Source organism: Microcoleus sp. S1D4, assembly GCF_036700765.1.
In the GTDB taxonomy this organism is placed as follows: domain Bacteria; phylum Cyanobacteriota; class Cyanobacteriia; order Cyanobacteriales; family Microcoleaceae; genus Microcoleus.
The window spans coordinates 87,239-110,557 of the sequence record NZ_JAUBPP010000021.1; the positions used below are offsets into that span (position 1 = coordinate 87,239).

General features: G+C 41.9%; 17 protein-coding genes and 6 pseudogenes. 10 read left to right on the forward strand and 13 right to left on the reverse strand.

What is annotated here, in order from left to right; genetic code table 11:
* Window positions 1-231 precede the first annotated feature (231 nt).
* Both QT998_RS20620 and QT998_RS20625 read right to left on the reverse strand, forming a co-directional pair.
* Window positions 232-1,683, reverse strand: coding sequence for an NAD(P)/FAD-dependent oxidoreductase (locus QT998_RS20620; protein WP_333091724.1), 1,452 nt, complete (start codon window positions 1,681-1,683; stop codon window positions 232-234).
* An 87-nt stretch (window positions 1,684-1,770) separates the two neighbouring features.
* Window positions 1,771-2,841, reverse strand: a complete 1,071-nt coding sequence (locus QT998_RS20625; RefSeq protein WP_333117411.1) for a glycosyltransferase family 2 protein — start codon at window positions 2,839-2,841, stop codon at window positions 1,771-1,773.
* Between the two features lie 756 nt (window positions 2,842-3,597).
* On the opposite strand from QT998_RS20625, the gene QT998_RS20630 reads away from it, so the two are divergent.
* Window positions 3,598-4,710: a glycosyltransferase family 2 protein gene (locus QT998_RS20630; RefSeq protein ID WP_333117355.1), complete on the forward strand. Its 1,113-nt coding sequence runs from the start codon at window positions 3,598-3,600 to the stop codon at window positions 4,708-4,710.
* Between the two features lie 170 nt (window positions 4,711-4,880).
* Here QT998_RS20630 and QT998_RS20635 read toward each other — a convergent pair whose 3' ends face one another.
* The gene (locus QT998_RS20635) at window positions 4,881-5,420 is read right to left on the reverse strand and encodes a Dps family protein (protein WP_333091722.1); all 540 of its coding nucleotides are present in this window, start codon (window positions 5,418-5,420) and stop codon (window positions 4,881-4,883) included.
* A 152-nt stretch (window positions 5,421-5,572) separates the two neighbouring features.
* Between QT998_RS20635 and QT998_RS20640 the strand changes: the two genes are divergently transcribed.
* From QT998_RS20640 to QT998_RS20660, 5 genes are all read left to right on the forward strand, one after another.
* Window positions 5,573-6,613, forward strand: a complete 1,041-nt coding sequence (locus tag QT998_RS20640) for a mevalonate kinase family protein (protein ID WP_333117353.1) — start codon at window positions 5,573-5,575, stop codon at window positions 6,611-6,613.
* 56 nt (window positions 6,614-6,669) lie between these two features.
* Entirely contained in the window at window positions 6,670-7,581 is a 912-nt protein-coding gene (locus tag QT998_RS20645; protein ID WP_333091718.1) for a UTP--glucose-1-phosphate uridylyltransferase, read from the forward strand.
* A gap of 336 nt (window positions 7,582-7,917) precedes the next feature.
* Window positions 7,918-8,268: a hypothetical protein gene (locus QT998_RS20650; RefSeq protein ID WP_194008388.1), complete on the forward strand. Its 351-nt coding sequence runs from the start codon at window positions 7,918-7,920 to the stop codon at window positions 8,266-8,268.
* 129 nt (window positions 8,269-8,397) lie between these two features.
* Window positions 8,398-9,927 (forward strand): stress-responsive protein Ycf46, encoded by a 1,530-nt coding sequence (gene ycf46, locus QT998_RS20655; RefSeq protein ID WP_194008387.1) that lies wholly within the window; start codon window positions 8,398-8,400, stop codon window positions 9,925-9,927.
* A gap of 130 nt (window positions 9,928-10,057) precedes the next feature.
* On the forward strand, window positions 10,058-10,411 hold the full coding sequence (locus tag QT998_RS20660) for a DUF1257 domain-containing protein (protein ID WP_096832348.1): 354 nt from the start codon (window positions 10,058-10,060) through the stop codon (window positions 10,409-10,411).
* A gap of 370 nt (window positions 10,412-10,781) precedes the next feature.
* On the opposite strand, the pseudogene QT998_RS27570 reads toward QT998_RS20660, so the two are convergent.
* Together QT998_RS27570 and QT998_RS20665 are read right to left on the reverse strand one after the other, a co-directional pair.
* Window positions 10,782-11,289: pseudogene (locus tag QT998_RS27570) on the reverse strand (IS1634 family transposase); the annotation flags it as partial.
* A complete protein-coding gene (locus tag QT998_RS20665; protein WP_333117351.1) occupies window positions 11,271-11,498 on the reverse strand; it encodes a hypothetical protein in 228 nt (75 codons plus the stop codon). The pseudogene QT998_RS27570 and the gene QT998_RS20665, both read right to left, overlap by 19 nt.
* Window positions 11,499-11,904: 406 nt before the next feature.
* On the opposite strand from QT998_RS20665, the gene QT998_RS20670 reads away from it, so the two are divergent.
* From QT998_RS20670 to QT998_RS20680, 3 genes and pseudogenes are all read left to right on the forward strand, one after another.
* Window positions 11,905-12,249, forward strand: coding sequence for a hypothetical protein (locus QT998_RS20670; protein ID WP_333117349.1), 345 nt, complete (start codon window positions 11,905-11,907; stop codon window positions 12,247-12,249).
* Window positions 12,249-12,698, forward strand: a complete 450-nt coding sequence (locus tag QT998_RS20675; protein WP_333218135.1) for an IS66 family transposase — start codon at window positions 12,249-12,251, stop codon at window positions 12,696-12,698. Before QT998_RS20670 ends, QT998_RS20675 begins: the two co-directional genes overlap by 1 nt.
* 59 nt (window positions 12,699-12,757) lie before the next feature.
* A pseudogene (locus tag QT998_RS20680) lies at window positions 12,758-13,498 on the forward strand (IS1 family transposase).
* Window positions 13,499-13,525: 27 nt separating this feature from the next.
* Here the strand turns inward: QT998_RS20680 and QT998_RS27575 are convergent.
* Window positions 13,526-14,328 (reverse strand): annotated as a pseudogene (locus QT998_RS27575) (IS1634 family transposase); the annotation flags it as partial.
* Between the two features lie 278 nt (window positions 14,329-14,606).
* Between QT998_RS27575 and QT998_RS20695 the strand changes: the two are divergent.
* Window positions 14,607-15,330, forward strand: a pseudogene (locus QT998_RS20695) (IS1 family transposase).
* 429 nt (window positions 15,331-15,759) lie between these two features.
* On the opposite strand, the gene epsE reads toward QT998_RS20695, so the two are convergent.
* The 7 genes and pseudogenes from epsE to QT998_RS20730 form a co-directional block, all read right to left on the reverse strand.
* Window positions 15,760-17,004 (reverse strand): exopolysaccharide biosynthesis GT4 family glycosyltransferase EpsE, encoded by a 1,245-nt coding sequence (gene epsE / locus QT998_RS20700; protein ID WP_333117346.1) that lies wholly within the window; start codon window positions 17,002-17,004, stop codon window positions 15,760-15,762.
* A 43-nt stretch (window positions 17,005-17,047) separates the two neighbouring features.
* Window positions 17,048-18,343 (reverse strand): glycosyltransferase family 4 protein, encoded by a 1,296-nt coding sequence (locus QT998_RS20705; RefSeq protein WP_333117345.1) that lies wholly within the window; start codon window positions 18,341-18,343, stop codon window positions 17,048-17,050.
* A gap of 46 nt (window positions 18,344-18,389) precedes the next feature.
* Complete coding sequence (locus QT998_RS20710) at window positions 18,390-19,403, reverse strand: glycosyltransferase family 2 protein (protein WP_333093583.1); 1,014 nt, start codon at window positions 19,401-19,403, stop codon at window positions 18,390-18,392.
* Between the two features lie 632 nt (window positions 19,404-20,035).
* Window positions 20,036-20,743 (reverse strand): annotated as a pseudogene (locus QT998_RS20715) (ISL3 family transposase); the annotation flags it as partial.
* 1 nt (window position 20,744) lies between these two features.
* On the reverse strand, window positions 20,745-20,915 hold the full coding sequence (locus QT998_RS20720; protein ID WP_333117344.1) for a transposase family protein: 171 nt from the start codon (window positions 20,913-20,915) through the stop codon (window positions 20,745-20,747).
* A gap of 5 nt (window positions 20,916-20,920) precedes the next feature.
* Window positions 20,921-21,190, reverse strand: a complete 270-nt coding sequence (locus QT998_RS20725; protein ID WP_333117343.1) for a transposase family protein — start codon at window positions 21,188-21,190, stop codon at window positions 20,921-20,923.
* 58 nt (window positions 21,191-21,248) lie between these two features.
* Window positions 21,249-22,933, reverse strand: a pseudogene (locus QT998_RS20730) (IS1634 family transposase).
* Between the last annotated feature and the right edge of the window lie 386 nt (window positions 22,934-23,319).

Genomic DNA, 23,319 nt, shown 5'->3' on the forward strand with positions numbered 1-23,319 from the left:
CCAGCTATTTCCGAAGTAAAAGTTACTTCAAATATTAGCATCAGAATGTCAATCAGACCTGGGATGTTAAAATTAAAAGACGTTAGCTACAAGATTGGAGGTTAGCTCGCGGATGGTTGAGTTGCAATCAGATTTAGAATATGTTGTTACCGATCGCCTAAAAGTCTCTCTAGATGCGATCGCCCAAAAACCAAAAATGCGCGATCGCCTCATTGCAACAGTTCCCAAAAATCAACTAGACTGCGAAATTAAATCCGAATCCTTTTTTTCTTTTGAGCGATCGACACTAAAATCTTCATAGTACGATCGCTCAGTATTCACATCCCACAAATCGTGCTTTTCCCCCAGAATATTTCTCACAGCCAGGATTCCCGTCAGCATGGAATGGTCTTGGTTGTTGTATCGGTGCATACCGTTTCGCCCGATCGTCTGCAAATTCTCAAATCCCTTCAAAAAACCTTCAAGTACCTGCAAGTGTCCTCGATATTCCCCATCATAAACTGGATAAGCTTTAAGTTGCCGTATGACAACTCCATCTTCAACCTCAGCAGTTGTTGCTAAACCCAAACCAACCAACTCGCGAGTTGCTAATTCCACAAGTTCAGCGTCCGACATTTCCCAAATATCGTCGCCTACGCTACAGAAATATTCCATTCCCAAACAACTTTTGCTGACATCGGGAACTAACGCGGCGCTCCAATTCTTAAAGTTTTGAATTCGTCCCACTTTGACTTCGGGAGAGTGAATGTAAATCCAGTTGTCAGGAAACAAATCCTTGCGATCGACAATCAGCGCTACAATCAAAAAATCTCGATATTTGAGCGATCGCGCGGCGTGCAATACCTCTTCGGGGGGCTGCGGTTTCATTCTTGCTACCAGCGCCGATATCGGCATACTCGTAATGAAATTATCAGCAGAATATTGAACTAATTCTCCGTTATGATCCGCAGTAATACTTTTAATCTTATTACCTTCACGCTCAAAGCTAATCACTTTAGTATCGAGATAAACTTTGCCGTCTTTATTCTCCACAGCTTCCGCGAACTTTTCCCACATCATCCCCGGGCCCAAAGCTGGATAATCAAACTCTTTGATTAATGTTTTAGTGTCGTTGCTGCCAAACAAAGCATTAATAATTGCAGTAGTAAGCGACAATCCTTTAATCCGCTGCGCCGCCCAATCTGCTTGGATTTCCGAACAGGGAATTCCCCAAACTTTTTCCGTGTAAGTCTTAAAAAATGTTTTGTACAAGCGTTCGCCAAAACGATTGATCACCCACTGTTCAAAAGTTTTTTCTTCCGGCAGCGGCCAAATTCTAACTTTTACATAACTCAAAATAATTAGCGTACTCTCAATGATGCCCAAATTAAACAGAGTATTGAAGGCACTGATCGGATAGTTAAAAAATTTCCCTCGATAAAAAATTCGCGACAATCGCGGCACTTTAATAAACTCATTTCCCAGTACCTCTTGCCACAAATGCTGCACAGCTTCAACTTTAGTATAAAAGCGGTGGCCGCCAATGTCGAAACGATAGCCTTTGTAGGTTTCTGTGCGAGCTATTCCCCCAACTTTATCGCCTTTTTCCAGTACAACAGGGATGATGCCCTGCTTGACTAACTCGTAGGCTGCAGTCAAACCCGCAGGGCCTGCACCGACGATCGCAACCGGATAATGTTTCACTCAGCCTACCTCCAGCTTTTTTATCGAACTATACCATTATTTATAACTTCTAAAATAGATAGATGCACCCGTGAATACCCCGATCAACTATCGATCGATCTGATGTTGAAGCGCAATTGGCATTGATTGATTCAGCGGTACCGGCAAGCTAACCTTGGCAGTCAAGGGCTTTTTTTGGGACAAATGGCGAGCCGTGCCGATCGCAAATGCCAGTCCGCTGTAAAAATAGAAAAGCCAGTGCCAAGGAATTGTTTTCAGAGCAAATATGAGACCGTGTTTTTGCTGGAAAAATCGATAAAGCGGTGCATTAATTGCTACCAGTGGCACAGCTACAAACGGCACAGCTAGCAAGCAGTTCAGCGACCAACAGGTTCCCAAAACCAGAAGCAGCATTACATAAGTTAAAATCACGCTGAGCCGGTTCGACACTTGCAAGTTGAGGTCGTTATTTAATTGGCGATCGCGCCAAATAAGTTCCGTCCAAGGCAGCGCTCGGTAAAAAAAGTCAGCTTTCACCATCCCCATCGCCTCCCAGCGCTTTAAGTGCTTCACCTGCAATGTTTTGCACAGCCGAATTTGATGACCGGCTTGTTTCAAACGGTAGCCGAATTCAATATCCTCGATCGAAGCTTGGCGGTAATTCTCATTAAAGCCACCCATCTGCAAAAAAATTTCCCGGCGAATCACTCCGCAAGCTCCCCAAAAAGTCGAAGCTTCTTCGTTACCGGTTTGGTGCACGTAGTGGTGCAGCAAGTTCCTGTACTGCGACAGAAAATCTGGATCTCCAGGAGCGTCGTCGTAGGAGCCGATGAAAGCAGTCAAGTGGGGATTATTTTTGAACACCGATATCGCATAACCCACCGCTTCAGGACAAACAGCCACATCAGCATCCACAAAAAACAGAATATCTCCCTTCGCAGCTTGCGCTCCCAAATTTCTCGCTCGGGCTGGGCCGCCGCATTCAGGAATTCTAATTAATTTTGCCCCAAATTCCTTTGCAAGTCGCCAAGAACCGTCGCTTTCGCCATCTGCTACTACAATAATCTCGATCGGTCTGGGCACAGCTTGAGCCAGTTTTGACAAACAGGTGCGGAAGTAAGAACCCCCGTTGTGGACTGGGATAATCACGGATACAGTCGGGTCAGCGGTAGAAATCATCACCTAAATAACTTAAATTACACGGGCCAAAATTTGCTTGAATTTAAATAATGCTTTTTCATGAAGAGTAAAATTAACTCTACTTTTTGTTTATAACTCGATTTCTGTTTCTATTCAACTAAATTTTTGCTGGCATGGCAATAATCTGCATTTTTTCCCCTTCCTGCCTGCTATTCTAGGCTTGATCTTCCTTAAACTCACCTGATGCAGACAACAGCTTTACGAAATCTTTAAATATGTCATTGTTTTTGTAAACTTGAGAAAAAGCCCCACCAGCCATTGTATCTGACACTGTTCCACCACAAGACTTGGATTTTACAAATATGTATCAAGTATCAAATATAACATTAAGTAAGTATACTGAAAAAAGTCAGCAGAAGCGTCGATTTTAGATACTTCGACTTCGCCCTACAAGGTTGAGATTTACTTGCAACGTCGGTGAATCACCGAAGCTTGAACTTTCTTCTAAAATTTGGGGCTCTCCCCGACAGGAGTACGCGGCACCCTGCCAGTTTTGGAGCGGACTCAGGAATTGACTAATACAATTTATTGTGCAGAGCTCATTCGTGAGGGACTCTTGCACTAAGTCTGTATCCACCGCTGTGACAATGCACATTTTAGGAACTATGGCAATATACTTAAAACATACATTTGAATTTTTTTGACGGTGTACGATCGACCTTTGGTGATTTGCTAACATACCATTAGCTCACTTTCTTTGAACCCAAATTTTCACCTACACAAATTTTATCCTGCATGAACACCTTCCAAAACAATTTAAAACCACCATTAGTTTCAGTCATCATACCAGCTTACAACGCCGAAAAATTTATTGCTAAAACACTAGAATCTATCTTATCTCAAACCTATCAAAACATAGAAATTTTATTAGTAGACGACGGCTCAACAGATACAACAGCCGAAATCGTCAATTTTTTTGCCCAAAAAGATAGCCGAATCATCTTATTACAGCAGTCCAATGCCGGAGTCGCCGCCGCTCGCAACCTAGCAATAGAAAAATCCCACGGCGAATACATTGCACCCATCGATGCCGACGATATTTGGTATCCGCAAAACCTAGACAAACAAATAGAATGCTTAACAAAATCAGAACCCACTGTCGGAGTTGTCTATTCCTGGTCAGTTGATATCAACGAACAAGACTTGCTCACAGGCGGATTTTACAACTCCACTATCGCCGGAGAAGTTTACCAAGCATTAGTTTATAAATATTTTATCGGCAATGCCAGCTCATCCCTAATCCGCCGCGCTTGCTTTGAAAAAATCGGCGGTTACAACTGCAAATTAAAAGCAGAAAATGCTCAAGGCTGCGAAGACTGGGAACTGCACCTCCGCATAGCCGAACATTATCAATTTATAGTAGTGCCAGAATATTTAGTTGGCTACCGCCAGATTTCCAGCAGTATGTCTTGCAACTATGCAGCAATGGCAAAAGGTCATTCTTTAATTATGGCAAATGTCCGGCAGCAACATCCCGAAATTCCTAGCAACATTTATCGCTGGTCTAGCAGTAATTTCTACATTTATTTAGCAGTAAAAAGCAACCGCAGTGGCAATCATCGCAGTACATTATTTTGGCTGGCTCAAGCTTTTAAAGAAGATTTATTTATGTCACTATTGCGTCACAATCTGTACTTGCTGTTAATAACCAGCCTCTTGAAAATTATAGTTTCACCGCCCACTGAATCGGGCTTAAAATTAAAACCAACATCAGAATCGATTGAAGATACGACACTTGCGACGATTGAGACGCGGACGAAAGTTCACAGAATGCTGCCGTCACAGGTGTATGAAAGAATGCGGTTTAATAGTTTAGCAAATCTAAAATTTAAATCTACCCAACATTAAAAAACCCGGTTTCTTGATAAAACCGGGTTTTTGAGGAAGCTAGAGGGCGTTTAATTCTGCCTGGTTACGGGATCGAGAATCAAATCAGGAAAGAGGGTTAAATAAAAAATATAAATTTTCTTTCCCTTCTTCCTTCTTCCTTCTTCCTTCTTCCTTCTTCCTTCTTCTGTCTAAGCGTGAGAAGCTGTAGCAGTTTTAGCTTTTGGCTGCTGACCGTCTGACGAAAGCGATTCCCCTTCAATAAACGATCGCAACATCCAAGCCATTTGTTCGTGCTGTTCCATCAAACCAGTCAAAAAGTCTGCGGTTCCGTCATCCTTAAACACTTCACCACACTGTTCGACGTGTTTGCGGAGATTGCGAATAACCAATTCGTGATCGTCAACCAAACGCGATACCATCTCACTTGCTAAAGGCAAATCGCCGACGTGTTCCTTAATCGAACCATACTTGAGAAAACCCTCAGCAGTACCAATTGGGTAGCCGCCTAAAGCTCTAACCCGTTCGGCCATAGCATCAATATTCTCAGTCAATACCTGGTAGTGTTCTTCCCACAACTGGTGGAGCGATCGAAACTGCGGGCCAACTACATCCCAGTGATACTTTTTAGTTTTGATTAACAGCAGATAAGCGTCAGACAGGTCGTGATTCAAAAGTTCGATAACACCTGCACGTTGCTCGTCAGATAGACCTATATTTAACTTACGCATTGAAATTATTTCCTCAATTCTTCTAACTAAACATTTATTAAAACAAATTTTGCCAGCCGTTGACATCAACCCAAAGGACGATCGCACTTTTAGTCAAATATCTGCATTTCAGGTTAAAGTAATCGCAATATAGATACCTTTAGATAGATGTCATGCAGCTTTTTGTTCCTGGCCGCCTTTGTCTGTTTGGCGAACACACCGATTGGGCAGCCGCTTATCGGCCCCTCAATCCCGCTATAGCAAAAGGCTGCACTCTGATAGCCAGTACAAATCAAGGAATTTATGCTGAAGTTAAGCCGCATCCCACACACTTGATTTTGCGGGCTGCTTTAAATGACGGCACCAAAATAGAAGCTGCACTCCCGATGGAAAAAAATTGTCTGCTTGCTGAAGCACAAACAGGAACTTTTTTCAGTTATGCAGCCGGTGTGGCGGCTCAATTTCTCACCTACTACCGCGTGGGAGGAGTAGAGATTGACAATTATTTAACAGATTTACCAATTCAGAAAGGCCTGTCTTCCAGCGCCGCAATTTGCGTATTAGTAGCCCGCGCTTTCAACCGCTTATACGATTTGAAAATGAACGTGCGCGGTGAAATGGAAATGGCTTATTTAGGCGAGACTGCAACACCTTCGCGCTGCGGCCGCATGGATCAGGGTTGTGCCTATGGAAATCGCCCGATTATGATGATTTTTGACGGTTCTCAAATGGATGTTGTTGAGCTCAAAGTTACCAAAGATTTGTTTTTTGTACTCGTAGATTTGGGCGCTAGCAAAAACACTCAAGAAATCCTGGCAAGTCTCAATCTGGCTTACCCCTTTGCTGCGAATGAAGTAGCAGCAAACGTGCAGCAATATCTCGGTGCCATTAGTTCGAGAATTACGCAGGATGCAGCCGCAGCTTTACAGCAGGGAGATGCGGTTAAACTCGGCGAGTTGATGAAAGTTGCCCAGAGGGAATTTGACAAGTATTTAATCCCCGCTTGTCCGGGGCAGTTAACTGCTTCTGTTTTGCACGAACTTTTGAACTATCCACCAATTCAGCCTTATATTTTGGGTGGGAAGGGAGTAGGTTCTCAAGGAGACGGCACGGCGCAGTTTATAGTTAAAGATGCAGAAAGTCAACAGGAGGTTATGGAGATTATTGCACGCAATTTTCCTCAGATGAATTGTGTGAAACTGAAAATCAGTTGAAAAAAAATACGAATTTAAGGAAGCTTCAAATTCTTCAATCTAAAATCTAAAATCCTATGACAATCCGTTCTCAGTACAGAGTCCGCAAAGCGGTGATTCCGGCCGCCGGTTTTGGCACTCGGATGTTTCCGGCTACTAAGGCTGTGAAGAAAGAGTTATTTCCAATTATCGATCGCGACGGCCGCGCCAAACCGATAATTTTGGCAATTGTGGAAGAAGCTTTGAGCGCCGGAATCGAAGAAGTTGGTATAGTTGTGCAAAAGGGCGATCGCGCTTTTTTTGAAGATTTCTTTAAAGCCCCTCCGTCTCCCCAACTTTTCCAAAAACTGTCTGTGCAAAACCAAGATTATAGTCAATATTTACAAAATGTAGGACAGAAAGTTACAATTCTTATTCAAGATGTTCAGGAAGGATTCGGCCACGCGGTATTTTGTGCTAGAGAATGGACGAACAGGGAGCCATTTTTGCTGCTGTTGGGCGACCACATTTACTTGTCGGACACTGCAAACTCTTGCGCGCGCCAGCTATTGGATATTTACTCGCAAGTGCAGCAAAGCGTAATTGGTTTGAGGGTGACACAGGCTGAGGTAATTCATCACTACGGCTGTGCGGCGGGTGTTTGGCGGGAACAAGATGCTATTTTGTCTGTGACGCAAGTTTACGAAAAGCCGGATATCGAGTATGCGCGGCAGCATTTAAGCGTAGAAGGCATGGGGGATGATTTATTTTTATCGATGTTTGGGATGTATGTGCTCAATCCTCAAATATTTGATTATTTGGCGGAACATATTAGTGCCAATTTTCGAGAAAGAGGCGAATTTCAGTTAACATCCTGTTTGGAGAAATTGCGGGAGTTCGAGGGAATGGCTGGTTATGTGGTGCAAGGGCGGTGTTTTGACACGGGATTGCCGGAGGTTTACCGGCAGACGCTGATTGATTTTGCCATATCTGGTGGGGCGATCGGCTAACGGGCCTTAAAATTAGACTTGCATTACCTCCCCAAACTCGCTCCTATACAAATGATCTGTGTTTATGCGCGTCAATTTGCCTTAAATCTGCGGTTGATAGCCATCCATTCATTCCCCAATCCCAAATCGCCATACCCCAATCCCAAATCGAAATACCTGCCGCTGCATCGCAGCCTCATCAGCTAAAAGCCCATTGATTCCGTTGTAGGCTGCCCCAAAATCACCTCAATTGTAACGAAGTATTACAAGATGACGCTAAAACTGCATAGAGGGTTGACAGCAAAGAATTAAGTGGCTAATCTAATATACATACCCGGGTAAGTTCAATTCACTGATATGCAAGAAAAGCAAAAAGTTACGCTGTATCTTCCACCTGAACTGCATCGCCAGCTCAAAATCAAAGCCGCAGTCGAAACAGAACCGATGTCATCAATTGCAGAAAGGGCAATTGTCTTTTACCTAGGAAACCCCGAAGTGGTTGACGAAGTAGAAGCCTCCTACGGACAAACCCACCGGGTGTACACTTGTCCAGAATGCACGGGTTCTGTAGTAATGCGAGATGGAGAACTGGCATCAGTAACAAGTCAGCCGAGCGTATTGGCTGAGCAAGATCTTCCAGTAAAGCAGGTGTCAGGCGTCGGTGCCAGCACAGCCAGACCGGGAGAGGAAGAATTGGTTCCCTGCTAAGAATGCCTTGCTTCCCCAAAAGCTAGAACTTATAATTTACTGAAATTTTTCACTAAAATTTTTCTAATTCGGCTAAAGGCAGCATTGAGATTCAGCACAGATAGCACCGTCTCTAGTGGGTCGAGGACTATGCAAGAAGAGATCAGTATCCTAATCCAAGCTCAATATCCTCTGATCTACCTCGTGACATCCGAGGAAGAGCGGTGTGAGCAAGCAATTTCAACAATAGCTCAAGCCAAGCCACAGCGACGAGTATTCGTCTGGACTGTAACCCAAGGCATGATAGAGCGCACGGATCACGGTCAACCTCGGAACACTCAGCAAAGCACCCTCTCGCCACAGGCAGCCCTTGAGTGGGTTATCAGGCAGCGGGAACCAAGCAACAACCCCAGTGGAATCTATATATTCAAAGACCTTCATCCTTTTAAAGATGATGCAACTGTAACAAGGTTATTGCGGGATGCGATCGCCAACTTCAAAGGAACGCAAAAGACAATCATACTAATGTCTCCTTTGCAGCAAATTCCGATCGAGCTAGAAAAGGAAGTAGTGGTATTAGATTTCGCGCTTCCCGACATGAAGGAACTCAACCAAGTGTTGTCCGGTCAGTTGGAGCAAACAAAATCGCGACGCATTACCACAGAAGCGCGAGAAAAACTTTTAAAAGCAGCCTTGGGATTGACTAAGGACGAAGCTGAAAAAGTGTATCGCAAAGCCCACGTTTCGACAGGCCGGTTAACTGAAGAAGAAGTAGACATAGTTCTGTCGGAGAAAAAGCAATTAATTCGGCGCAACGGCATTCTAGAGTTCGTTGAAGAAGATGAAACCCTGGATGCAGTAGGCGGTTTAGAAGAGCTGAAACGGTGGCTCAAGCAGCGTTCCAACGCCTTTACAGAAAGGGCGAGAGAATACGGTCTGCCCCAACCAAAAGGGATGTTAATTCTCGGCGTACCGGGCTGCGGAAAATCGCTGATTGCCAAGACTACATCGCGCCTTTGGGGACTGCCCCTGCTGCGGCTAGATATGGGCCGAGTCTACGACGGCTCGATGGTGGGTAGATCTGAAGCCAACCTCCGCAACGCTCTAAAAACAGCAGAATCCATCTCTCCAGCCATCCTGTTTATCGACGAACTAGACAAAGCCTTTTCCGGAGGCACTGGTTCTGCTGACTCAGACGGAGGCACCTCCAGCCGAATTTTCGGTTCATTCCTCACTTGGATGCAAGAAAAGACTTCCCCAGTCTTCGTAATGGCAACAGCCAACCGCATCGAGCGGTTGCCGGGGGAATTCTTGAGGAAAGGCCGGTTCGACGAACTCTTCTTTGTTGACCTGCCTACCAAAGAAGAACGCCAAGATATATTCAACATTCACCTGTCAAAGCGCCGTCGGGACATCTCTCGCTTCGATTTAGAGCAGCTTTCCAATGTTTCCGAGGGCTTTTCAGGCGCAGAAATTGAGCAAGGGTTAGTAGCAGCCATGTACGAGGCCTTCGCTCAAGATAGAGAGTTTACGCAGTTAGATATCATCGCGGCCATTAAATCCACATTGCCACTGTCTAAAACCATGACCGAACAGGTCAGCGCCCTCCGAGATTGGGCGAGACAGCGCGCACGGCCCGCTGCGTCTTCCGTCGCTGAATATCAGCGAATGGAATTCTAAAAGCTTTCTCCTGGTCCAAACAGGAGCAAAGGCTAGCAACAGCTAGCAGTTCGATTGAAAAGCCGCCCAGCGGCACCGTTAAATCCAGACCGTTGTTGTTTCTCTCTCAGTTTTATTAGGAGGAAATCCAATGTCTCACTTTAGCACTCTGCGTACCAAAATCACCGATGCCGAAATCCTGAAAGCTTCCCTGCGCGACTTGGGCATTTCAGTCAAGTCAGAAGCTGATGTTCGCGGTTATAACGGTCAGCGCGTTCGCTCCGACATCGTAGCGACTCTGGAAGGCGAATATGACCTGGGTTGGTCTCGCAATAGCGATGGTTCCTTTGACTTGATTGCCGACCTCTGGGGCGTGGCCAAAAAGCACAATCAAACTGAGTTAATTAACTCCATCAACCAGAAGTACGCAGTCAACAAGACCTTGGCAGCAGTCAAGCAGCGCGGTTTGCAAAACGCCAACGTCAAGCTGGTAGTGCAAAATTAATCGCCGTGCGCGTTTCTAAGCTTGCGGGTTAACCAAATACGGGTTAACCCGTTTTTTGCGCTTGAGTTTTTAGGCACTGCCCCTACAGCCCACATTCCGCAGATGTGATTATCTTACTGGTAGTTTTCAAAAATCAAAGCCATCAAACTTTTTTTAGTCTAACTCTTTTAACTTTAATTTATATTTTTTATGAAAATTAGTAGACAATATCTCAAGTTGAATCCCGGTTTTTTTCGGTGACAATAACTTGCTCAATTTATTAGGCAATATACTCCAATAAATCCGCAGTTTTTTTGACCGAGAACATTATTGTCTGGGTCGAAATTTATTGGCTCGACAAGTATCTCAATGTGACGGCAAATCTCTCTGATTAAATAATCAGATAATATTGACGACAGACTGTCCCTAAACAAGAGAGAATTTTTCGATGTTCTACCGTTAAATTGCTCACTTGCTTGTATCCATTTACCGTTATCAAATGTACTGCCTACCTGAAATATCCAGCGCATAGTCGGTTTATTTGTTGATTTTTTCACCTGATTCTTGACCTAAATTCCTGAAGATTCTAATTCTTTTCTTAGCTTTCTTTGTGCTAGGGTATAGACTAACAAACACAGTCCCATTATCATGGCAATTGCTTCTACTCTCTGAGGATTTTTTACGAAGACACTTGAAGTAAAAAACAACGGGTTTTTCAGGAATCTAAATCCTCTTTCTGTCGATTGTTGGGCTTTGTATTCTTTGAGTACGCTCTCATTACTCAATTCATTCTTGTCGATAACATTTGTTGCTAAAATAAATCTGCCTGCCCCAGTTTTTTCAGCTTCAATTACTTCTAATTTAGTCTCTCATTTACCTGTTACTCGATAAGTAATTTGAGTGGTATTGCCAATTTACTGGGTCTACCTGATTGCCCATATTCGGCGTTTTTTTGATATTGAATATGGTTTATTTTATGATATTTGAATGAATTTGATAATTTTTCGAGAGCCATTTTAGCATCGGGTTCACAAGCAAAATTTGGCTGGGATAGCTTGCGTAGAGAGGTTGATGCTTTTTCTTTTTGTTTTTCTACTTGCTTATTCATGTTATGTAATTGCTCAACCTCCTTGACAAGAGGACGAGATAGACATTAGATAGAGGAATGAAAAAACTCCCTGAGCTAAAACAACTATCGGATGAGGCCAAAAACGCCTTGATAGTAGAGCTTTGGCAGGAAATCCAAAAACTGCGGCCAGCATTAGACACTGACGAATCAAAACCCAACTCATCTCCCGCCAAAACCAGCTCGAATTCAAGCACTCCACCATCATGCATGATTCAAGCCCAAAATCAAGCCGAAGCCATCGAAAATAGAAGGAGTCAAAAGACAAAAAAGCATCGGCAGAGCAGGAGGGGGAAGACACCTACATCCCAACCCCGACCAAATCATTATCGCTCAAATCAAAAGTTGTCCCCAGTGTTCAGAAACAGTTAGTGTCGCAGCCCAAAAATTGCAATCCGTCTATGACAAAATAGAACTACCACCAATTCGCCCGATCGTAACGCGCATTGAACGTTATGGCGGTCGCTGCGACTGTTGTCAAACCGAGTATCTTGCCCCCGTACCCGCAGGAATGGAACCGGGTTCACCATTTGGCAGTTCAATTCAAAGCCTAGTTACATATCTGCGCTACACTCATGCGATCGGCGAAGAACGGCTGTCGAGAATCTTGGCGGAAGTTTTTGGACTCAAGATATCCGAAGGAGCGATCGCCAACCTCTTAAGTACCGTCAAAACCAGTTTAGATGACCTTTGTAAATCAAATACTACAACGTTTGCAACGCCGCAAAATTAATTTGCTCGGATGAAACCAGTGCCAGAGTAAACGGACAAAACCAATGGGAGTGGGTATTTCAGAACCAAGATATTTGCTTGCATGTCATCCGTCCGAGTCGGGGGGCTGGAGTAATGAGTGAAGTTCTCGGGGAACATCGCCCGCAACTGTGGGTATCAGACCTTTTTAGTGCTCAAAAAAATCACCCAGCAGCACAATGGCAGGTGTGTTTAGCCCATCAACTGCGGGATTGCCAATATGCCATTGATGCAGGAGACAGGATTTTTGCCCCAGCGATGAAGAGGTTATTATTAAGGGCTTTTGTTATCCATCGACGACGCGATAGGATGGACGAGGCAAGGCTGAAGCGATATCGCAGCAATTTACGAGAAAGATTAACCAGAATTTTGAGCTTTTCGCCACATCAGCCGGATGGTGTTCGGTTGCGAAAACGGGCGTTGCTGAATTAGGGTATGGTAAATTTATAGTGCGAGCGCCAAAAAATAACACTTCACAAAATGTAGAGCTTATGAAATGTCCTGAATGTCAGTCAACTCATGTTAATAAAAATGGCCATAAAAAAGGTAAACAGAATTATATTTGTGTCGGTTGTGGCAGACAATTTATAGATGGCTATCAACCTCATAAAGGTTACTCGCTCAGAGGTGAAACGTGAATGTCTTAAAATGTATGTCAATGGTATGGGTTTTCGAGCAATTGAGAGAGTCAAAAATGTGCATCATACGACAATCATTAATTGGGTCAAGCAAGTAGGAAAACTCTTGCCAGAATTTTATCACCCAGAAACAACTCCACAAGTGGGAGAATTAAATGAATTAGAAACATTTGCCGGCTCAAAAAAAACAAAACCTGGTTATGGACAGCAGTAGACCATTTTAAACCAGGTATTCTAGGATGGGTTTTAGGCGACCATAGTGCAAAAACTTTTGAACCACTATGGGGCATTGTTAATAAAGGAAAATGCCATTTTTATGTCACAGATGGGTGGAAAGTTTACCCGAAGTTTATTCCCGATGGAGATCAGATTATTAGCAAAACCTATATGACAAGAGTTGAGGGTGAAAATACAAGATTAAGACATTATTTGGCTCGCCTAAAACGAAAAAGTCTTTGTTATTCTAAATCTGAACAAATGCTAAGATATTCAATTCCATTACTAATTCACTATCTAAAATTTGGAGATGTTCCAATTCCGTATCAAAATCAAATAAATTATTTTCGCTCTCGCTTGTCTGTGATCGCACTATAATTTTATCATACCTTGATTCAGCAACGCCGCCATTTTTATAGTTAAAGGAACTCTAGTTATCCATTTCATTCCTCTCAGAGCGATGATATTATCTTTGGTATATAAGGTACTATCTGCTACATTTACTCCTTCAAAATTCCAGGAGTTTTTTAATTCTTTTAAGCGCTGTACAAATACACTTTTGTCATCGATATTTCCTGAGTCTATTGTTAAATATAATGGTACATCTCCATCTCCTGTACAAATCATGTCAACAATAAATTGCTTGAGGTCTGGTCGATGCTCCCTCGAATACCCATGTTTGAGTTCTATGGTTTTCATCTCTGATTCATGCGATGATTCTTGAATTTTCACTTCTGACTCAATCTTAACGGCTTATTGACTCCTTTTTCTGACGGCTTTGCGTACTCCCCATGTACATACATTGAAGTTCCATCCAAATGAATGCTCTTCATTTTTACTTGAAATTTTTCGGCAGCTTTTATAGCGATTGTTGTAAATAGTTGTGTTGTGCCTGCTGCATAATATTTGTCTAAGGCTCTGGCTAATCGGTCATCATTTAAATGTGATGGTAATACTCCTTCTCCAATCAGATGTGATGTTGCTTTGCCGACAAAAAATTGTTCAAATAAGTATCAAGGGGCGCTCAAAAATCCTAATCCCTTCAAAATCATTGCTTTCATTACTTGTCCGGGAGTTAGGAGTTCTTTTTCTTTGATACCGATTTGTTTATTCACTAATTCTACCAGTTCCATTTCATCGATAATTCCCGCTATTATTCCTAAATGATCTATGTTGAGGACTTTTATTTCGACTGGGGGCTGATTCATGATTTTTTACACCTGTGTTCCTGACTCTATTATATACTTTTGGAAATAGTTGAGACCGTTGCTATATATTTATTCCATGTATGGGTAGTAATAAATATGTAGTGAGATTTAATTACAGTAATTGAATACATAGGATACTTTTATAACTCATAGAATCAAATTTTGTGATTTTAATATTTCTTTACGCGCTTGAATGTAGATTGAGTTATAGTTATGCTATTATAATAAATTATTGCTGAAATCTTTGATACCTGCCCAGATTAATTTAGTCACATAATATGCTATCCTTACGACCAAATTGCCCTAATTGGGGTTCAACTCACATAGTTAAAAATGGTAGAATTCACAATAAAGAACCCAAATACAAATGTCAAAGTTGCGGCCGCCAAGAAAGTCGAAAATCCGACAAACAAAGTAATTACCTCAGAAACTAAAAATTTAATCGTTCGACTTCTTTTGGAGAAGATTTCTTTGGCTGGTATAGCTAGAAGCACGGGTGTTTCTCAAAAATGGTTACAGGATTACGTAAATAATAAATATGCCTCAATCGAACGCACAGTAAAGGTTAAACCTAAAAAAAAGTCAGATTGAATGTTGAATGTGATGAACTGTGGTCATTTGTAGATTGCCAAGAAAATAAGCAATGGGTGTGGCGCCGCAATGGATAGAGACACCAGAGAAATTATTGGTGTTTATATTGGCGATCGTAGCGAAGAAGGAGCCAAACAATTATGGAATTCTCTACCTCCTGTATATCGACAATGTGCTGTTTGCTATACAGATTTTTGGCAGGCTTATGCTTGTATTTTTCCTTCGCTACGGCATCAGCCAGTTGGTAAAGACAGTGGAAAAACTAATCACATTGAAAGATTTAATAATACTTTGCGCCAACGTGTTTCTCGGCTCGTAAGAAAGACTATTTCATTTTCTAAAAAGTTAGAAAACCATATAGGTGCTATTTGGTATTTTATTCATCATTACAACTATGTTTTGAGCCAATGAATATCTAATCACTACATATTTATCACTACCGAATATCTAATCACTACATATTTATCACTACCCATGTATTTATGCCGACAAATTTAAAACTATTAAACTTGTCTAAATATCTGCGGGATGTGGGCTACAGCTCGACAGACAGAGGAAAGCAGCTCCTTAGCGGCCGCTATCTTTTACGGTTTGTTGATAAATTTCAAGCATTCGATCGCACTCTTCGGGAAACATCGCTTAGAGTTCGGCCTGGGTGCGGGCGTCACTAACCAAGTCTCTATTTTGCGCGATCGAAGTATTCGGAAATAGTGCAGCGGCAGCAATGACTCACCGCCGAACTTAGTTGAAGCATTTTGAGCAACAATTACAATTCACATCACTTGTTTGGGAATCAACTCGATTTATATAATCAGAGATTAATTTTTTTCTTTGGCATAACTAAGACAGGTTAGTTATTCCCACTTTTTCCAAGCACTGAGCTAAAGTTTCTGCACTGCGGCCGTGGCTAAATTTGGCCATAATTTTTTTCCGAGATTCCCGACTAAGGCTCAAAGCAAGTTCGGGATTTTGCAGTATATTGGCGATCGCATCTGCCATTTCTTCGGGTTTTTCTGATTGAACTAATACAGCATCCACGCCGTCATCTACTAGCTCAGAAGTTCCACCTACATTAGTAACAACCGATGGCACTTCCATCGCCATTGCTTCCATCACAGCAACCGGAACTCCTTCATTTAAACTTGCCAAAGCGAAAACGTTAGCTACTTCTAGACTTTGGCGAATTCGCTGTTCCGAAACAGCCCCAATTAGCTCCACGCATTCGGACATCGATTTATCTTCAATGATTTTTTGTAGCTCTTGGTGATATCCGCTGCCCCCTTGTTCATCCTCGCCTGCAATTTGCAGCCTCACGTCAAATCCCCGATTTCGCAGCAATTCTACAGTCTCAATCAAGTATTTATGACCTTTCACCGGGTTGAGGCGACCGCAAGCAAAAATCTTGCACGGACTTCCTTCTTGCCAAGGCTTGTAAGGGCTGCTGCGTTTAATTTCTGCAATATTAACTCCCATGGGAGCAACAGCTAATTGTTTCGGAAGAAAGTTTGCTAATTTATTTTTGACATCATTGAGAAGCAGTTGAGATATGACGATCGCAAAAGCCGCATTTTTCCACTTTTGTTCCTGATTAGACCCGTACACTTCTAGAGTAGGCCCGTGAAGAGTTATACTGTAAGTACAGCCTGTAAGAATTGAGTTAAATAAGGCTATATTGGCGGAATTAGCACAGGAATGAACGTGGATGTGAGACCAACCTTTTATTTTTGTTAACCTTGCTAATTTCCCAGCAACCAAAACCAGTGCTAAGAGTTTAACTTTTTCAAATAACGATGTATCTCTCGCTTTGGCAATAACTGCGAGGCACTGCCACCATGCAGCGGGACCTGCTTTGAGAACCTCTAGGAATGAATTAATAAAATCTTTCGCAGCAAAAGGAAATAGATAGATAGTGTTTTTTTGAGCTTCTTCTGCCCATACGTGAGAAGCGATCGCTCTGGGGGGCGGTTGAGTTGATACTAAATCTGTTTCAATTCCAAGTTCTGCAAGAAATTGTCGCTCACGCCACAAAAAGATGTGTGTTTGTCCTGGAAATTGTGGAATAAAGTATCCAATTTTGGTCTTCATTTCTTACCTGCTTTATAATCTTTAATTCAAGGATATTTATCTACTATGTCGATGCACTAACACTTTTATCGCCGAGCATTTTTTCGTAAATCTCGACGATTTTTATCGCTTTGTTTTCCCAGGCAAATTCTCTGGCTTTTTCGATCGCCTTAGCTGACATACTTTCCCGCAGCCGATCGTCTTCGACTAACAGCTTAATTTTACTTGTCAACTCCTGTGTGAGATACTCTCTCGAAATCGGCTCGATCTTAAAACCAGTTTCTTCATTCACGTACTCACCAATACCGCCGTTATTAGCAACTATGCAGGGGAGCCCGCAAGCCATAGCTTCCATTACCACTGCGCCCCCGAACTCTCGGATCGAAGGAAAGCAAAAAATATCTGCTTTCCTATAATAATCCAGAGTTTTTTGTTGATTTACCCATCCGGCAAAGCTAACTATTTCCCCTAAATCAAGCTTCTTTATTCGGTTTTCCAAGTTATTTCTTTCTGGGCCGTCTCCTACTATAGTTAAGCTGATTTTACTTTGAATTACCGGGTCTAATTTCCCAATAGACTCAATGACAATATCGGCACATTTGTAAGGCACTAATCGACCCACAAAAAGCAGATTGATATGGCTAACATCTTTAATAGGGATATTTGTCTGGTTTAAAAATTCCTCCGAAATGCCATTTTCATAGAACAAATCAATTCTTTGGTCAGGGATTGCAAACAAATCTTTTAGCATATTTAAAGTATAGGTTGAACCGGCTAAAATTTTATCTGCTTTTTTGTAAGTGTCTACATAACCTGGAATTAATGCTCGACCAACTGCTCTCAAAAAGTTGAATTGAGCAAATTCTTGTTTTGCAGTTTCTTGAAAACCTGGGGGAAAGGGAATGCCCCCATTCACAGGGCCTAGAATAAAAGGAGTCTGCTGACAAACACTGACTACCTTAAACGGATACCGCGGCATCATGGGCGTAATTGCATGAACTATGTCATAATCTCCGTTGAGGATTTTACCTTTAAATTTTTGATATACTTGCTGATTGAATTCTTCATAGATTGGGTAACTCAAGGTATTATAAAGAGGCCAATTTACTCGCCCGTTTGCGGTAATTTTTGCGACTATTTTATAATATTGTTTTGTTAACTTTCCTTCTTCTAGGTAGACAATATTTTCGTATTCTGGGTATTCTTCGAGAGCTGATTTATTTCTAATATGGGTGATGAGGGTTACATCAGCTAAATTATTGATATTTTTAAAAAAATTGTAGCCCACCAAAGGTACTGATGCCCATTCGGGATTGCACTGTTCTACAATTAGTAGAATTTTTAATTTTTGATCGCTCATTTGTTGGCTAATCAGGGGTAAAATTTCTGGGAAGTTAGCTGTAATTCTAGCTTGCTGAATTAATAGAGTTGGTTGTTTTGTATTCGATCAACTTGCTCTGCTGCCCCAGCAATCGGTGCTGGTGAAACTGGATTTGACCTTGTAGCTGGGGAAATTTGGCTAATACACATGAGAAAGCGTAGATGGCTGCCTCTTGAGTTGTGAGATCCCGATGCTTTAGATAATAGTTATAGGTGCGATAGGTTGCTAAGGGGTAGCCACTCAATATTAACAGACTCCAGCCTTTTGTCGGCCATGCCATTGTCAAGGCTAACACTGGCAAGACTAATCCCCAGAACCAGGTACTTTGGGTCTCTTTGACCCAATGGCGCTCTGGTTCGCTGCCGTGCATCCAGGCTCCCTCGGCGTAGGCGTGACCCGCTCTTTGAGCGCGCTTCCACCACTGAGCAAAACTGGTCATTTGCGCGTCGTGCAGGGTCATTTCTGCGTCTAAGCGAAGGATTTTCCAATCTTTTTGGCGCAGCCGCAAGCACAGTTCGGGTTCTTCGCCGGCGATTAGTGCGGGATTGAAACCTTCGACTTGCTGAAATGCTGTGGCACGCATCATGGAGTCGCCACCGCAGGCTTTGGTTTCGCCGATGGGGGTATCCCACTCGATGTCGCACAATTGGTTGTAAATGCTTGCTTTGGGGTATCGTTCTCGCCTCCGCCCGCATACTGCTGCTAAGTCGGGTTTGGCTGTGAGTTCGCTGTAGGCGCGATCGAGCCATCCATCAACTACTTCGCAGTCACCGTCCACAAATTGGACAAATTCGATGTCTGGTGCTAGTTCCAGCAAGCGGGCAAAGCCTTCGTTTCTGGCGCGGGCTGCGGTAAACGGTATAGATAAGTCTAGTTCTACTGTATCAGCTCCGAGCGATCGGGCTAACTCTAGGCTGCCGTCTGTTGAGCCGGAATCGACGTAGACGACGCGGGCAACTTTGTCTGTGGCCGACACTAGGCACTGGCGGAGGCGCTGCCCTTCATTTCGTCCGATCGCTACTAATCCAATTTTTTTCAAGTCTTACCTCTTGAATTCGACTACTGAGAAGTTCCTTTAATATTTTACTGGACTTTAGACTAAATAAAGATGAGAACGGTGGCTTTCAGAAGAACTAGAGCTACCGTTAAGGAAAAAATGAGGATGAAAAATAAAACCTATCCACTCCCTTAATGCAATACTTCGGACAGTTTTATATCTAGTCGAGTCTCCGAAACCCTTGCGGGCTATAGACTGGACTCTTTTTTCAATGTTTGAGTTCAGCCCTAAGTTTCAGAAAATGCGTAAAAAATGGCAGGGCTTACTCTGTAACCCACATTCCGCACCCCCAAGGGGCAGCGTAGGCAGATTGAGGGGATAAAAGTGAATCATCCGAGATCGAGCGTGAGTAAAAACACTCAAAAATCTGTGCAACGAGATCATCACTCTGTTAGGGATTCCTAAAAATTGACATGAGGGCATTAATTCAATCTTCTTAACCCATTGAAAGTCAAAAATCAGACAATTAATAACTATTAATTTCCAGCATATATCGCCCGCATTATGACAATAATACATCACTGCTGAATCAAAAAATATTTAAATGTAAGTCAGGTTGACTAATCAATAATCGAGTTCATTTGGCTCTCCTGAAGTTATGGTTATAAGTTTATCTAATCAGAAAAGCAAGCTAATACGCGATTCCTAAAATTATTAAAATTAGAAAAACCATACCCTGGCCGCATTATCAACTTAATCCGATTGTTGATTCCTTCCATGACTCCACTTGTTATGCGATGAAGAAAGTAGTTGCAAATACCCTCAAAATGATTCTCAATTGTTGATGCAGCTTCTCTAAAAAATACTTGTGGATGATTTAGCCATTCTTTGATTTTCTTCTGCCCTTTTTGTACCGTCAAATTAGTCTCATATGTTTCTCTAAATTTTTCTTTCATCTCATACGCAATTCGCAAACATTCGGATTTTCCTAGTGTCATTTCTAATTTATCAATCTGGTCTTGATTCAATTTTAGTCGATTACTTAATGATAAATATTTACTTTGCCTATCTGTTATTCCGGCTGCTTTACGTAACTTATTTAAGTCTTTATTAACTACTTTCATCACATGAAAAAGATCAATAATAACTTTGGCATTTGGGAATACTTTTTTGATAACCTTAGGGAATCCTCCCCACATATCAACACTGACTTCCTCAACTTGTTCACGAACCTCAATTGCTTGTTGCATCAGGACTTCAATGATTTCTTCACAGCGATCAGAATCAATCATCTCAATTAAATTACCTTCGCCCAGGTCACTCACAACAGTCACAAAATTTCCTTGACCTTTTCGCATACTTATCTCATCCATACCAATTCGTTTAACCCGTTGCCAATTCGTTTTTTTTTAGGGTGTTTACCTGCTCAAATATTCCTTTTATTTCGTCATAACTCAGTCCTTCTTCTCTGCCAATTTGCTCCAGGCTCGATTGTTTAACACGCTCATAAATATTTGGTTCGTATCGTTGAGTATGCCGTCTTTTAACGTCCAAAAAATCTAATTTTTCTGTTGGATACCGTTGAGTAAGTTAGGACAGTAAAACTGCCGTCGTGGGATTTTTAGATATACAGGACGACCAAAAACCGACAAATCTCTTACTAAAATTGGTCGATTTTGATGCAGTTTTTCGGTAGGATTGTTACAATGATGACAAACAATTCCTTCTGATAAAATGCTCAGTCCCAATAAAATTTTTCCCTCAACTTGAGTACAAGTTTCAACCCTGACTCCAGGCAAGGCTAATAGATAGTCTAGATGGAAGCTCATAACGGTAAATGTATTAGTAGGTACATTTTACACCACAAACTCAGGAGAGCCGTTCATTTCACAACAAAAAGTAATAAGACCGACAGGTGACTGGAAATAAACTTAATATGACCAACCGTTCCGATGTCAAATTAGAAACTTGCTGAATTCCTTGAATACAAACCGCATGAATTGATTGAAAAATTTGGAATATCCAGCGCAAAGTAGGTCAATTTGTTCCTTTGCCCAATTGATTTTTTACGGTTTTATTACTGAGTTGCAAGTTTTGCCTGAGTAACCTTTGACCTAAAGTATAAACCAACAAACATAAACCCATTATTAAAGTTAAAGCCTCGATTCTTTCTGGGGATTTGAGGAATACACTATCCGTAAAAAATAGCGGGTCTTTTAGGAACCCAAACCCTCTCTCTGCCGACTGCTGTTCCTTATATTTTACAATCATTTCACTTCTGACTTAATTGCTCTGCATCCAGCACATTAGTAGCTAAGATAAATCTGCCACTAGCTTTGGTTATTCGGGCTACCACATTCGCATCTAGTTCTAGTTTTGCTTGAACTTTAAATGTCAAGGTAGAGCTAGAATTATCATGAGAAATGGTCGAATCCGTAGCGGGTTTTACTGTAGTTTCCCCGCAGGTAATTTGGGTTAAATTATGATATTTTAGTTGTTTGGATAAACGATTTGCTGCTGCGGAGGCATCTGCCGAACAAGCAAATTCAATATTTGATAACTCTCGCAACTTTTTCTGACCCTCAATTTCAGCTTTTTTGAGGTTTTTTTCATTCCTTACGTTGGTCAGCATCACGACGCAAACTGCTCTCTACTACTAACCATCTTTGTGTAATTCCACCATAATTACTTTTGTGTTCTGACCAACGATATCCCGTCACAGAACAGCCGTGAAATTCTGATTCATTTAATTGAGATACCAGTTGCTGTGCTTGTTTCAGACTGAGTGGTACACGAGTTAACCATCTTAAATTGGTTAACATTTCTAAATTGGGAGCACTATATAATGCACTGTCAGCTACCATTAAACTGTCGAGATTTAATTTTTTTTTAAAGTCTTGACAAATTGAGGCGAATATGGAATTATCTGATTCGTTTCCTGAAGCTACTCGTAAAAATAGTGGCACATCTCCGTCTCCACTACAAATTAGGTCTAAAATAAACTGTTTTAAGTCGGGGCTTGGCCATTGAGAGTAACCGTAGGTAATCTGAATTGGTACTGGGGATGTTTGATGATTGATTGATGAATTATCTAACTGATTGTGATCTTTTTCTGTCCTTTCAAAAGATATTGATGGTAATTCTTGTTCATATTTGCCATGTAGATGAAATGAACTTGAGTCGAGGTGAGATGTGTCGGTATTTATGTCGAATTTTTGAGTGGCTGACAGGGCAATAGTTGTGAATATTTCTGTGATTCCTGCCAACTATAACTTATCTAATACTCTCCCTAAACGGTCATCATTTAAATGTGATGCTTGAATCCCCGTTCCAAGTAAATGTTCTACTGCTTTCCCTTCAAAAAATTTAGAAAATAAATATAATGGGGCCGCAACCATCCCTAATCCATTAATAATCATGGCTTTAACTATCAGGCCGGGACTGACTATTTCGCCCGGTTGTTCGCCTATTAATTCATTGATTTTTGGGACAATTCCTATTTCATCAATTAGACCGGCTATCAAGCCTAGATGATCTAGGTTTTCTACTTTTATCTGGGATGCTTTCTGCATGGGCTGCTGAATCCTGATTTGAGCGTTCATCCATCTCGCCAGTTTACACTATTTTTGGTGATGATTGGTTACGGAAGAGCGATCGCAATTAACGCTTTTTCGCGGCTGTGATCGCCTTACGGATACGTAATAAAGTTGGTTTTTTACCGAGCGCAATTTTAACTGATATCAGATTTAACTCACGCCCTCACCTCAATTTTCCAGAATAGACTACTGGGTAATGCTGAGTGACCGAGATACTTGAGTATTTCTACTCATGATGGTCTCGGATGATTCACTTTTACCCCCTCAATCCGCCTACGCTGCCCCGGTAGTGCTAAACAAGTAATGATGCATTATAATGATGGATGAAATACCAGATAGCACCGATATGGTTGTCTAATGAC